This window comes from Exiguobacterium profundum (genome assembly GCF_042652865.1).
Classification (GTDB): domain Bacteria; phylum Bacillota; class Bacilli; order Exiguobacteriales; family Exiguobacteriaceae; genus Exiguobacterium; species Exiguobacterium profundum.
The window spans coordinates 906645-919868 of record NZ_JBHSHG010000001.1 but is presented as its reverse complement, the minus strand read 5'-3'; the positions used below and the strand labels follow the sequence as shown (position 1 = coordinate 919868).

Sequence of the window (13224 nt, the reverse complement as noted above, 5' to 3'; positions counted from 1 at the left end):
TTGGTTATTGCAATAAAAAAGAAGCAAGGCGCAATGCCTTGCTTAAATCATGATTATTCCTCTAAATCCTCGAGCGGCATAATAAGAATCTGCACCATTGTGGTAGACGAAGATGTGATCATAGCGACGGTCGCAGAACAGGGCGCCACCTTTTTGACGAATGGTGTCCGGTGTCTGAATCCAACTTGACGTCTTCAAATCGAATGCACCGAGCGTTTGTAAGTGTCGGTATGTTTCTTCATCGAGAAGGGTTATGCCCATCTGTTCAGATAGGGCGACCGCACTTCCGGCGGGTTTGTTCTTCTTACGTGCTTCGAGCGCCGGTTCGTCATAACAGAGGCTTCGTCGACCGCTCGGGCTCTCGGCTGAACAGTCGCAAAAAGCGAGGTCTCCGTTAAGGAGTCGAATCACGTCCGGTTCTCCGCCAGTCTCTTCCATCAAAGCGAGGGTGGTCAACTTGTCCTGATTAATTTGAATTCGTTCCAATACGTCTGACCAGACGGCATCAGGATGACGTTCAACGTTTTCGGTAAAACGAGACTCTAAGGCATTTAGTAACTCGATGGTTTCTTCCTGTGAAAGTTTCGACATGGAAATCACTCCGATCATTTGTTTCTTTTAGTATACGATATGAATCGCTACAGGTTGTCTTTTCAATTGTGAGAATGGAGAATCTACCAGTTAGAAAATCATTTAAATAAGGCGCCCTCTCTTAGAGAAGGCGCCTCTTGTTTATACAGATGATACGGTCAACATAGACTGTTTAGTCAATCGTCCGATCCAAATCAACGGAAGAGTCAAAAGTGCTCCGAGAAGGTAAACCGAATCGATTGGTAGTCCATCCGCAAGAAGACCGAACAGCAAACTCCCTACACTGAATGCGAGGGCGTATCCCGTTTGTTGCACACTATATACATAGGGAAGTCGCGCAGTCGGGATCTGTTCTTGAATGACGGTATTCGCCTGGATGATCCGCATTTGTGTGGCTGCCCCTTGAATCACTAACGCCAAAATCGCAAACGCGAGATGCTCGGTCACGCCGAACAACATGGCGGCAACAATGGATAAGACGGCAGTCGAAGGTAGCGAGGGTGATCGACGAGACCGATAAAGATAGGCACTCGCCGCAATCATACTAATCAAAAATGATGCGTTAAGAGTTCCCCACCAGCCTGTATCGACTTGCAGATGTCGCTCGAGATAGACGAGGAGCAACGCTGAAATCCAAAGCGTGCTGACAAATGATTCATACGTCACAAACCAAGTCACACGACGAGCGAATGGTGACGTTCTTACATAAGTAAGACTATCGCGTAAGGTAATCGATTCCTCCGTTCCATCATCGACGATGTCTTCCGTAAGCGATTGATAGAAGTAAATCGTCACAACCGTTGAAAGGCTGAAGAGAACGAGTGAAACGATTAATGCAAAGGCGCTAGACGAGAGAGAGACGAGCATCGTCCCGAGCGGCCACATCGCGAGTTGGATGAACTGATTGGAACCTTGAACTAGGCTGTTCGCTTGTTGACGATTCGTCGCCAAACTTGGGATGAACGAGGCTTGAATCGGACGTGCGAATCCATCGAGAAATGCAATCCACATGACGAGTCCGAGAATAAGAATCGAATCCGTGAAGAGAACGAGAACAAGGGTGATCGTCTTCATCAGTTGTGACAGGACGAGCGTTTTCCCGAGCGAGTAGCGACTGAGGATGCGGGCGAAAAAGAGTCCGCTGAGCGTCATACCGGCAGTCACGGCAATCGGGAAGCTGGCCGCCATGAGAGCGGACCCAGTTTGTTGATACAGCAAGGCAATGAGCGCGACGATGTACAGGACATCGCCAATGTTTGCGAGCCATTGGCTAACGAGCAGTGTGTAAAAGGATTTCATCACAAATCTCCTCCGAATCTATTCAATTTGGTGGGTTGGACGAATCGTTTTTACACATTTTCACCTCTTCATAAAATGATATAAAAATAATTATACAAAATTTGATTAATTCTGTAAACTTGTCATATGGGTGAAATTGTCATAGTAGGAGGATGGAATGATTCAACAAGCTTTGAAACTCGTAGGTAAAAAGAAGTTGGAGTGGGTTACAACACGAATACCTGCTCTTGAGGCTGATCAGGTTTTGATTAAAACCATTGCCACCGCCATTAGTGTTGGGGCAGAGCTTCCTCAATATGACGAAACGGATTTGACTGACTCGAGTCCGGTTTATCCCCGAAAAGTGGGATATGAGAGTTATGGGATCATTGTGGATAGAGGAGAAAGTGTGACTTCGCTCAATATCGGAGATCGGGTGCTCGCCTTCTATGGACAACAAACATATGGGATTGTCTCTGAACAAAAAGCGTTTTACGTTCCGCCGGAAGTGGATTATAAAACAGCGTTGTTAGCGATTTTGTCTTGCGATGCAGCAAAAGGGGTTAGAAAGTTAGCACCATCCTCTACCGATTCGGTCATTGTTTCCTGTCTAGGAACGATGGGGTTACTCGCAATCTATTATCTACGAACCTATTATGGTGTGACGATGATTGATGCGATCGATCCGGATTCGAATCGGAAAGAACTGGCTCATACGTTTGGAGTTGGCCGTGTATATACCCCGAATGAAGTGAAGGAGAGCTTCTATGATTACGGCATTGAATGTTCGGCTCGTAATGATGGTTTCATGAACCTTCAACAAGCTGTTAAGCCGAATAAATCTATCTGTATTTTGTCAGATGGCAATCGAGAAGGGTTGATGTTGCAACCGCATTTTTTTGAAAAAGAGTTACATATCGTCGGATCGAGTGATGGATGGGATTATAAAGAACATTTCAGGTGGTATTTTGAAGTGAGCCGACATACACCATACGTAAGAAAGATTTTTGAATTGGACATTGACCAATATAGATTGATTGATACGTTTGAAAAACTAAATAAACGCGTCATAAATCCAATTAAGGTTGCAGTGACATATGAGGACAAATGAATAAATAATGAGGATGGGACTATATGCTTGAATATAAACTAAATGACGATGTCACACTGAGAATGTTCAATACAGACGATGCGGACGAGTTATTTAAGCTGACGATTGCATCGAAGCCTTATTTGCGAGAGTGGCTTGGCTGGCTCGACTATATTGAGACGGTGGAAGACTCGAAGCAGAACATAGAGGGACGAATCAAAGGGTTGATTGAAACGGGCGGGCGCCCAAAATCGTTCGCTTTGATGTATAAAGGAGCACTGGCCGGAACAATTGGATTTAACGAAATCGATCGTGGTATTCAATGTGGCACAATCGGATACTGGCTCGGACAAGAGTTTCAAGGGAAAGGCATCATGAGTCAAGCGCTCGAGACCATCATCGAGTATGGGTTTCAAGATTTGAAACTAAATAAAATTGAGATCCGAGTCGCGACAGAGAATGTGAAGAGTCGGGCACTTCCGGAACGATTCGGCTTTAAGGAAGAAAGGGTCATTCGAGATGCGGAGTGGCTGTATGACCGTTACGTCGATCATGTCGTCTACGGGTTGTTGCGACATGAATTTTTGCAGCTAAACCATCATTCTAAAGCTTATGATGAGGCTGGACATCGTATGTAAACAACGACGAGACATTATAAAAGGGGACTACTGAATGACAACTATATATTTTGTCAGACATGCACATTCTACCTATACACCAGACGAATTCGCCAGACCGTTATCTGAGAAAGGAATGCATGATGTTGCTGAAATTACAAACCTTCTAATCGATGAGGGGATCGATATCGTGACTTCGAGTCCATATAAACGAGCCGTTCAAACCGTAAAAGGCATCGCGGATTATCTTGGACAGGACGTTGTAGTGTCGGATGATTTGAGAGAGCGAACCTTGACTTCAGAACCGGCTAAAGACTTTACAAGCGCGATGGAGACCGTTTGGAAAAATCCTGCGTTCGCATGGGAAGGGGGAGAGTCGAACGATCAGGCTCAATCTAGAGGGGTAGAGGCTCTCATATCACTGCTCCGTACGTACGAAGGGAAAAAAGTGGTGCTCGGCACACATGGAAATATTATGGTTCTCATGCTGAATTATTTTGATGCGCGATATGGATATGAATTTTGGAAAGAACTCGACATGCCGGATATCTATAAGGCGACTTTTGAGAACAACACATTGATGAGTGTCGAGAAGTTATATAAACCTCAAGGTTAGAAATCGATTGACTATAGATGGTAAGGATCAAGTTGTCTTCGCACCATTGGATAACCTGAAATCGTACAGACCAAGACCCGCCCTTCACGAGAGGGCGGGTCTTTCGTCTGACTCAAATAACTCAGTTCCGAACTCTTCATACGCCTGTTCATACCGGCGGAGGGAAGATTCCTTATGCATACAGGTGATATTCATCCGCTCGGATGGTGTCAGATCGACCGCATATGTCTTCAACACATGGGCGTTTCGAAGCATCGATGGCGTGACGGAGCGCGCGAGTCCACTTCGTTCGTTCAACTGCCGCATCATTTTCGTAATCATGACGATCGTCAATTGCTTCGGTTGATTCTTCGCATACACCCAGCGGAACGTCATCCGGGCAAAATCGAATGAGACGAAGACCGGGTCTTCTGAATACCAACGTGGTCGTACCGGGGTCGGGATATCAGCCAGGTAATTCATGAGCAAAGATTGATCTTCCTGTGACAGCTTCAACGTGAAACGGTTTCCGAGACGATCATACACGTCGAAGGTGTGATCGGCCAGATGCAAGTCGCTCATTCGCAAACGAATGATGTGATGGACACGCAATCCATATTTATAGAAAAGCGTCACAATCAGTTCGTTCCGATTGACGAGATAAGGATGAGCTTGGAGCTGATTCTCACTCAGTCCTCTCGTCGAACGAATCGTTTGAACGAGTCGGTCGAATTCAGATTCGAGTGCGACTTGGTCGACTGTCAACGTATGTGCCGGTTGGGAATAGGCAAGCATCTTTTTACGAAGCGGATTTAAAAATTGGGTCAGGCTATTGATGACCGTGACGATTCTTGCGACGGTCGCCTGTTGATAGTGCTTCTCTTCGATTAAGAAGTCATTCACGAATGTCTTCCACGATTCGAGCGGAACGTCTAACCAGTCCGTCGGTTCGTTCAGTTCGACATTGTGGTCGTGAAAGTATTTATGCACGTCGATCAAGTCGTAGCGATATCGCTTAAGCGTCGAGGGTTGACGACCGCTGGCGCCGAGATGATAGAGGTACGTTTCAATAAATTCCGGGAGCGGGTAGTCTTTTCTTCGTTTCGTCATGGTCGAGCCTCCTTCTTCCTTTATCCTACCACAAACGGACGTTCTCTATACGCTGATTCGTGGTAAGATGGAAGGTGAGACTTTATGGAATGAGGGATTACATGATTGAACGTGAAAAAGTTGTCATCGTCGGTTGTCAGTTGCCTAGTACCGATGATTGGACATATGAACAGTCGATGGGCGAGCTCGTCGAACTCGTGGACACGGCGCAAGGCGAAGTCGTTGCCAGACTCGACCAAAAGCGTCAACAAATCGACCGTCGTACCTTTATCGGGAAAGGGAAAATCGAGGAACTCGCGATGCTCGTCGAACAGTTCGAGCCGGACTTATTGATTTTCAACGCCGAATTGACACCGGCACAGTCGAAAAACATTCGCATCGCCTTGAACGACCCAGATGAGATGAAGTTGATTGACCGCACACAGCTCATCTTGGACATCTTTGCGAGCCGTGCGCAATCGCGCGAAGGGAAATTGCAGGTCGAACTCGCGCAGATGAACTATTTGCTGCCGCGTCTCATCGGTCAAGGCACACAGCTTTCGCGACTCGGTGGTGGAATCGGGACGCGTGGTCCTGGTGAGACGAAACTTGAATCGGATCGTCGTCACATCAAGCGCCGCATCGATGAAATCACGAAACAGCTCGAGGGGACAGTCGCACACCGTGGACGTTACCGAGAACGCCGAAAAGAAAACAGGGTATTCCAAGTCGCGCTCGTCGGGTATACGAATGCTGGGAAGTCGACAATCTTTAACCGATTGACCGATGCCGACACGTACGAGCAGGATGAATTGTTTGCGACGCTCGACCCGTTGACGCGCGAGCTCGAACTTCCGCGAGGTGGGAAAGTACTGATCACAGATACGGTCGGCTTCATCCGTGACTTGCCGACGAAACTCGTTGCCGCGTTTCGTTCGACATTAGAAGAAGTTGTCGGTGCCGACTTGATCCTTCATGTCATCGATGCATCGAACCCACATTATCTGAATCAAATCGATACGACGAATGCGGTATTAGAGGAACTCGGTGCGAGTGAGGTGCCTCAGCTCGAGGTATATAATAAGAAAGACCGTCTCACGGAAGACTTCGTCGGCGGACCGTTATTGATCTCGGCAATCGCCTCGGAAGATATCGTGACGTTGACAGGTGCTCTCGAGGATAAGATTGCGGACATTTTGACAAAAGTCCATGTCATTCTCCCGGTGACGGCGTTTGAACACTACCACCCGGCCAAAGAGGCGATGTATCGTCTTGAAGAGAGCTTTTTAGATGACGGTTCTGTCGAATTAGTAGGTTATATGAGAGAAGACACGCGTCTATATGCGACGCTAAAACAATTTGAGGTGTAAGTATGTGGCAAGAAAAGATTGAACATTATGATGCGCTCGCGCCGTTCGTAAAAAAAGCGGAGGCACGGGTCAAACCGTTTTTCGAAAGGATTGACGAGACGGCCGAATTCAACCAGTATCGCGTCCTAGAATCGTTTAAAAAGCATAAAGTGTCGGATTTTCATTTTAATCCGACGACGGGATATGGATATGACGATATCGGTCGAGACACCCTCGAGTCGATTTATGCGGATGTGTTTGGAGCCGAGCTCGCGCTATGTCGACCACAAATCATCTCCGGTACCCATGCAATCGGGATTGCCTTGTTTGGTGTCCTTCTACCAGGTGATGAGCTTCTCTATATCACAGGGAAGCCGTATGACACGCTTGAGGAGATTGTCGGCATTCGTGGCGATGGTCGCGGTTCGTTAAAAGAACTCGGTGTCCATTACGATACTGTCGAATTAAAAGAGGAACGTGAAATCGACATCGACCGCGTCCTCGAACGGATTCGTCCTGAGACGAAACTCGTTGGGATTCAGCGATCGAAAGGGTATGCGAATCGTCGCAGTATTCCAGTCGATGAAATCAAAGTGGCCATCGAACGGATTAAAGCGGAACATCCGCATGTGTATGTGTTCGTGGACAATTGTTACGGTGAGTTTGTCGAGACGATCGAACCGACGCACGTCGGGGCTGACTTGATGGCTGGTTCTCTCATCAAAAACCCAGGCGGTGGATTGGCGAAGACGGGCGGTTATATCGCTGGTACGAAAGAGTTAATTGAACGGTGTTCGTTCCGTATGACGACCCCAGGTATCGGAAGTGAAGCCGGACCATCACTCTACTCGCTTCAAGAGATGTATCAAGGCTTCTATATGGCACCTCATACAGTCGCACAAGCATTAAAAGGGGCCCATTTGACGGCAAGTCTATTGTCTTTGATCGGATTCGAGACAGATCCCCACTATACGACTCTACGAACGGACTTGATTCAGTCGGTGACGTTCCGTGACCGCGACAAGATGATTGCGTTTTGTCAGAGCATCCAAATGGCATCGCCGGTCAATGCCCATGCGTTACCGGTGCCGGCCTATATGCCGGGTTATGAAGATGACGTCATCATGGCAGCTGGGACGTTCATTCAGGGTTCTTCCATCGAGCTGTCTGCCGATGGTCCGCTTCGGGCACCGTACACGGCGTACGTTCAAGGTGGTCTGACGTATGCTCACGTAAAAGTCGCGCTCATGTTGGCGTTGAGCCAATTACACGGTAAAGGATTGGTCGAATTCAATGACCAAAATCAGCCGACACATTTGTAACTAATCTGTCATGTTAACTTTCTTAACATCTATTGACAGGATTGTTGTCATATATTATTCTCACATTGTGAGACAGAAAAGGAGGGGTAAGGATGGCCGATCAATTTCGTCGCTCCAACCCGTTGTTTCCGATTGGAATCGTCCAAGATTTGACGCAACTGACAGGTAGACAGATTCGGTATTACGAAGAACAGGGTCTGATTTCGCCTAGTCGGACGGAATCGAAACGACGACTTTATTCCTTTAATGATGTCGAACGTCTACTCGCAATCAAGGATTACATTGATCAAGGCTTTAACTTGGCGGCGATTCGCCACATGTTAGAGCAAGAAGGTGAAAAAGAAGCGGAAGCATCTGCTCCGGCCGCACCGGTCAGTGAAGCACCGAAGGTTTCGGAAAAAGAGTTACATCATTTGTTGAAAACACAGCTTCAAGAAGCCGGTCGTTTCAATAAGACGTCGCTCATTCAAGGTGAGCTTTCACGTTTCTATCGATAACGCCGCACACATCAACCATTACGCAATGTGAGAGGGGACATTTTACCATGGCCAGAAAAACGTTCACAAAAGAAGACATTAAACGCATCGCACAAGAGGAAGACGTACGCTTTATTCGTCTTCAATTCACGGACATCCTCGGAACAATCAAAAACGTCGAGGTGCCGATCAGCCAATTGGACAAAGCACTTGATAACAAGATGATGTTTGACGGATCGTCAATCGAAGGATTCGTCCGCATCGAGGAATCAGACATGTACTTGTATCCAGACCTCAACACGTGGGTTGTCTTCCCGTGGACAGATGGCAGCGGAAAAGTTGCTCGCTTAATTTGCGATATTTATAACCCAGACGGTACACCATTCAGCGGTGACCCGCGCGGTACACTCAAGCGTAACCTTGAGAAGATGCAAAAACTTGGTTTCACAGCGTTCAACGTTGGACCAGAGCCAGAGTTCTTCTTGTTCAAAAAAGACGCATCAGGTCGTCCGACTCTTGAACTCAACGACCAAGGTGGATACTTCGACTTGGCACCAGTTGACCTCGGTGAGAACTGCCGTAAAGAGATCGTCATCGAACTTGAAAACATGGGCTTTGAAATCGAAGCATCACACCACGAAGTAGCACCAGGACAACACGAAATCGATTTCAAATACGCAGATGCTGTCACGACGGCAGATAACATCCAAACGTTCAAACTCGTCGTTAAGACGATCGCAGCGAAGTATGGTCTTCACGCGACATTCATGCCGAAACCGCTCTTCGGGGTAAACGGTTCAGGGATGCATGCGAACATGTCACTCTTCAAAGGCGACACAAACGTCTTCTACGATCCAAACGGCGACATGGAACTTTCAGATACAGCTCGCGCGTTCACAGCCGGTATCTTGGAGCACGCTCGTGCCTTCACGGCAGTATGTAACCCGACTGTCAACTCATACAAGCGTCTCGTACCAGGCTACGAAGCACCTTGCTATGTTGCATGGAGCGCACGTAACCGTTCGCCACTCGTACGTGTACCAGCGGCACGTGGTCTCTCGACTCGTATCGAAGTACGTTCGGTTGACCCAGCGGCGAACCCGTACCTTGCACTTGCTGCCCTCTTGGCTTCAGGTCTTGACGGGATCGAAAAAGATTTGAATGCACCTAAACCAATCGATAGCAACATCTACGTGATGGACAAGCCAGAGCGTGTAGCAAACGGAATCGACGATCTCCCAGCGACACTCTTCGACGCACTCGAAGTCCTTCGTGCGGACAAAGTTGTGATGGACTCACTTGGTGAGCATATCGGCGAACACTTCCTCGAGTTGAAAGAAATCGAGTGGGATATGTTCCGTATGCAAGTAACAGAGTGGGAACGCGATCAGTACATGACGCTCTACTAAATAGAAGAGATATATAAAAGAGTATGGAGCATCCCTCAATTTGGGATGCTCCATACTCTTTTTGATAAATCATAATAGCGGAGATATCTTTATGATTCCGGCTCTTCTCTAACCTTCACAGGGACCCAAACCTCGCTATATACGTTGTCATATCCTGTTTCTATTTTGCTAAATGAAATGCTTGGCAAGTCTTGAAGTGCGTATCCCGAAGAAGGTAACCATTCTGCATAGGTTCTTGCCATCGTCTCTTGTAGAGTGTTTGGGAATGGTCCAGTGTTCGGGAAGATTGCCCATAAACTTTTTGGGATTGAGATCACTTCGAGATCGTCATACTTAATTTCTCTTGTCGTGGCGAAACCGATCATATGTGTCAAATAACCTTCTTCTTCTAAGTGACCGTCATCAAAATTGAACGATGCGTTCAAGGCACGATGCGGATATAAATTGCCCAATTCATGCATGTGAGCCCGTTGCTCTTCCGTAATCGACTTCGCTAGTTCCATGATTTCTTCGTTGACTCCCTCGAATTGAATAGGGACACGCTTTGAAACTCCAACGATTTGAAAAGCTTCTTTCTCTTCTAACTTGAACTCCATTGATGTTCCTCCTTTTATATCGATATAAAACGTGAAGCGAGGGAACGACTTTTGAATGTGATTCTTCATGACTTCAGAAGGCAAATGACCAGACCAATCTCGAAACGCTCTGGAAAACCCTTCGACCGATTGATATCCATAGAGATATGCGATTTCTGTTACGCTTGAACCATGAACCAATTTTTCATTTGCGATAGAAAACCGTCGATTTCGTATATAAGTGTGAAGTGTCATTCCTGACATATACGAAAACATCCTCTTAAAATGGTGAGCAGATAGTCCGGTGATTTTTGTGATTTCTGAATCTAAAAGTTCTTCCGTTAAGTGCTGTTCGATAAAGTCCATCAGCTCATTTAATGCTTTTACCATCAAGTTCTCCTCCTTCATAGTTTGACCATATCGGATTTCTTCCAACTCATCTCGATAATTTGCGTGCAGGAAAGATCGGGTCGTATTAGTTTAAGCATTTCATTCATAAAATGGATACCCTATAACACGTTATCATTCCAATTAAAACAAAGGACCACCTTCTGTACTTCACGAAGATGGTCCTTTGTTGGTTAAAACGCTTTTTTGAAAAACGTTGAAGTATAGTCGAGCGTCGTATGGAGTGTCGTCGCAAACACGAGCCCTAAAAAGAAGGACATGCCATGAATGTCGACCCATGAGCGGATTTCCTCTTCGTAAGCCGTGAAGGGCAGAAGCAGCACGAGCGGGAACCCGATATATGCAATCCGAATCACATCACTCAAAGCAGGTAAGTGCGAGAAGAGCGAACGGTGCGGCATGAGCTTTACGTAAGGGAGCCAAATCAGTTTGAGAGGTCCCCATCGATAATAGGCGTCTGATTTCAAATCGAGGTCCGGGGAGAGCCAGAGTGTACCGATGATGGCACCGATGATCAATGAGAACGGAACATCGATTTCAAGAAAAGGCGTGGCAACCGCGAGTGCTCCGGTTGCCACGAGATTCGTACGGGTATGGGTCTTGCCACTAGCCATTAATGAATCGTCCGGTATACACCGATAACCTTCCCTAAAATCGAGACGTTGTCAAAATACATCGCTTCTAACTCGTCGTTCTCCGGTTGAAGGCGGACCTTCGAAGCTTCTTTGTAAATTCGCTTCACGGTCGCTTCGCCTTCTTCCGTCATGGCGACGACAATCTCTCCATTGTCGGCCGTGCTCTGCTGGCGGACGAGCACCCGGTCTCCGTCTAAAATTCCTGCATTGATCATCGAATCCCCAGAGACAGACAACATATATACATTATCTGACCCGACGATATGTGCTGGAAGAGGGAAGTGCTCTTCCACGTTCTCGATGGCGGTGATCGGTGTCCCGGCAGTGACCTTCCCGATGACCGGTACGTACATGACGGACTCTTGCTCTTCCATTGTCGGCATATCTTCAGTCAAAATTTCAATCGCGCGAGGCTTCGTCTTATCTCGACGAATCAATCCACGCTTCTCTAAACGATCTAGATGACCGTGTACGGTCGAACTAGATGCAAGACCGACCGCTTCTCCAATTTCACGAACAGAAGGCGGATAACCTTTTGCCCGTACTTCGTCTTTGATGAAATCAAGAATCTGCTGTTGTCGCGCTGACATTTTTTTCATTATGTTCACCTCGATATAATCGAATAACCTGCAATCGCATCCTATTCTTTATGTGTCTAGTGTAACACAAGAACACATGAGCGTACAAACATTCGTTCGTTTTTTTGTGTTGACCGAACACGGGTTCTTGTTTTATGATGAGAACAGATAAACGAACAAACGTTCTAACGAACATATATTCTTATACAGGAGGCAATGTAATCATGAAAGATACACTCAACGGAATCATTTTAGTCGGGATGCTCTTAGTCGGGATGTTCGCTTTTTATTTGGCTGGTGAAATGCGAGGGGAACCAAAAGTTGTCGATCCGGTCGTCACGTCAGAGCGGACAATCGAAGAAGAGGTTGCGTACGTCGAAGCAGAATCACTCGAAGCACAGATCATGGCAGAGCGTGAAGAGCATAACGAACGAAAAATGAAATGGTATGCCGCTGAGTGATCTTTCTTCATTGCGAATCAATCTTAAACTGTGTATCGTAACAAATGAATGCAATGAAAGGGAGTGGTGCGATGCGGGTCGTCATCTATTGCCGGGTATCGACGAACAAGTCTACCCAAGAGACATCACTCAGTCGGCAAGTCGAAGAATTACAGCAGCTGGCTTCGGGATTAGGGGCCGACGTCATAGATGTCATCACAGAGCAAGAGAGCGGTTATGAAGTCAATCGACAAGGGCTACTTGATTTACTGGACCATGTATCCACTTCTCAGCTCGATGCCGTGCTCGTCACGGACGACAGTCGCTTAGGACGAGGGAATGCTAAGATTGCGATCTTGCATACTTTAATGAAGCATGACGTGCGATTGCTGACGATGCAGTCTACGTCGGACTATGTCGTTTCCGATGCAGAGAAGATGGTATTGGAGATTGTCAGTGTTGTCGAAGAATATCAACGAAAAATTCACAATGCGAAAATCTCGCGTGGGATGCGTCGTGCGGTCGCTAACGGATTTAACCCACAGCGCAACATTCAAAATCATGATCAAGGTGGGCGACATCGAATTGAAGTGCCAATCGAAGAGATTATCCAATTGCGTGAACGTGGCTTGACGTTCGCTGAGATTGCGGCGACGCTACGTGGATTTGGTTATGAGGTCTCGAAGGCAACGGTCAATCGACGATATCTTGAGCACCAGTCGGTTGCTGAAACTTGATTCTTCCTCTCTGATTTTGTAAAGTATAAGAACAA

15 protein-coding genes are annotated in these 13224 nt (G+C 46.8%); 9 read left to right on the top strand and 6 right to left on the bottom strand.

The window, feature by feature from the left end; translation table 11 throughout:
• Window positions 1-42: 42 nt before the first annotated feature.
• Window positions 43-591: a DUF4256 domain-containing protein gene (locus ACFO4U_RS04770; protein ID WP_215243862.1), complete on the bottom strand. Its 549-nt coding sequence runs from the start codon at window positions 589-591 to the stop codon at window positions 43-45.
• Window positions 592-732: 141 nt separating this feature from the next.
• Window positions 733-1890, bottom strand: a complete 1158-nt coding sequence (locus ACFO4U_RS04765; protein WP_215243863.1) for an MFS transporter — start codon at window positions 1888-1890, stop codon at window positions 733-735.
• A 157-nt stretch (window positions 1891-2047) separates the two neighbouring features.
• Between ACFO4U_RS04765 and ACFO4U_RS04760 the strand changes: the two genes are divergently transcribed.
• Genes ACFO4U_RS04760 through ACFO4U_RS04750 form a run of 3 tightly spaced genes read left to right on the top strand, consistent with a single transcriptional unit; the run spans window position 2048 to window position 4192 of the window.
• Window positions 2048-2980, top strand: coding sequence for an alcohol dehydrogenase catalytic domain-containing protein (locus ACFO4U_RS04760; RefSeq protein WP_215243864.1), 933 nt, complete (start codon window positions 2048-2050; stop codon window positions 2978-2980).
• A gap of 23 nt (window positions 2981-3003) precedes the next feature.
• Window positions 3004-3597, top strand: a complete 594-nt coding sequence (locus ACFO4U_RS04755; protein WP_215243865.1) for a GNAT family N-acetyltransferase — start codon at window positions 3004-3006, stop codon at window positions 3595-3597.
• A gap of 34 nt (window positions 3598-3631) precedes the next feature.
• The gene (locus ACFO4U_RS04750; RefSeq protein ID WP_214690814.1) at window positions 3632-4192 is read left to right on the top strand and encodes a histidine phosphatase family protein; all 561 of its coding nucleotides are present in this window, start codon (window positions 3632-3634) and stop codon (window positions 4190-4192) included.
• Window positions 4193-4276: 84 nt separating this feature from the next.
• On the opposite strand, the gene ACFO4U_RS04745 is transcribed toward ACFO4U_RS04750, so the two are convergent.
• Window positions 4277-5281, bottom strand: coding sequence for a tyrosine-type recombinase/integrase (locus tag ACFO4U_RS04745; RefSeq protein ID WP_214690815.1), 1005 nt, complete (start codon window positions 5279-5281; stop codon window positions 4277-4279).
• A gap of 101 nt (window positions 5282-5382) precedes the next feature.
• Here ACFO4U_RS04745 and hflX point away from each other — a divergent pair, with 101 nt between their 5' ends.
• From hflX to glnA, 4 genes are all read left to right on the top strand, one after another.
• Complete coding sequence (gene hflX, locus ACFO4U_RS04740; RefSeq protein WP_078147034.1) at window positions 5383-6630, top strand: GTPase HflX; 1248 nt, start codon at window positions 5383-5385, stop codon at window positions 6628-6630.
• A 2-nt stretch (window positions 6631-6632) separates the two neighbouring features.
• Window positions 6633-7931, top strand: coding sequence for a methionine gamma-lyase family protein (locus tag ACFO4U_RS04735; protein WP_196430819.1), 1299 nt, complete (start codon window positions 6633-6635; stop codon window positions 7929-7931).
• Between the two features lie 92 nt (window positions 7932-8023).
• Entirely contained in the window at window positions 8024-8428 is a 405-nt protein-coding gene (locus tag ACFO4U_RS04730) for a MerR family transcriptional regulator (RefSeq protein ID WP_031423479.1), read from the top strand.
• Between the two features lie 47 nt (window positions 8429-8475).
• Window positions 8476-9816, top strand: coding sequence for a type I glutamate--ammonia ligase (gene glnA / locus ACFO4U_RS04725; RefSeq protein WP_047795243.1), 1341 nt, complete (start codon window positions 8476-8478; stop codon window positions 9814-9816).
• Window positions 9817-9905: 89 nt separating this feature from the next.
• On the opposite strand, the gene ACFO4U_RS04720 is transcribed toward glnA, so the two are convergent.
• From ACFO4U_RS04720 to lexA, 3 genes are all read right to left on the bottom strand, one after another.
• Window positions 9906-10781, bottom strand: a complete 876-nt coding sequence (locus tag ACFO4U_RS04720) for an AraC family transcriptional regulator (RefSeq protein WP_214781344.1) — start codon at window positions 10779-10781, stop codon at window positions 9906-9908.
• Window positions 10782-10972: 191 nt separating this feature from the next.
• A complete protein-coding gene (locus tag ACFO4U_RS04715; RefSeq protein WP_031423485.1) occupies window positions 10973-11413 on the bottom strand; it encodes a metal-binding protein in 441 nt (146 codons plus the stop codon).
• Complete coding sequence (gene lexA, locus ACFO4U_RS04710) at window positions 11413-12033, bottom strand: transcriptional repressor LexA (RefSeq protein ID WP_031423487.1); 621 nt, start codon at window positions 12031-12033, stop codon at window positions 11413-11415. The genes ACFO4U_RS04715 and lexA overlap by 1 nt, the downstream gene beginning before the upstream one ends.
• A gap of 203 nt (window positions 12034-12236) precedes the next feature.
• Between lexA and ACFO4U_RS04705 the strand changes: the two genes are divergently transcribed.
• Window positions 12237-12473, top strand: a complete 237-nt coding sequence (locus tag ACFO4U_RS04705) for a hypothetical protein (protein WP_074036863.1) — start codon at window positions 12237-12239, stop codon at window positions 12471-12473.
• Window positions 12474-12544: 71 nt separating this feature from the next.
• Window positions 12545-13189: a YneB family resolvase-like protein gene (locus tag ACFO4U_RS04700; protein ID WP_031423490.1), complete on the top strand. Its 645-nt coding sequence runs from the start codon at window positions 12545-12547 to the stop codon at window positions 13187-13189.
• Window positions 13190-13224: the final 35 nt, after the last annotated feature.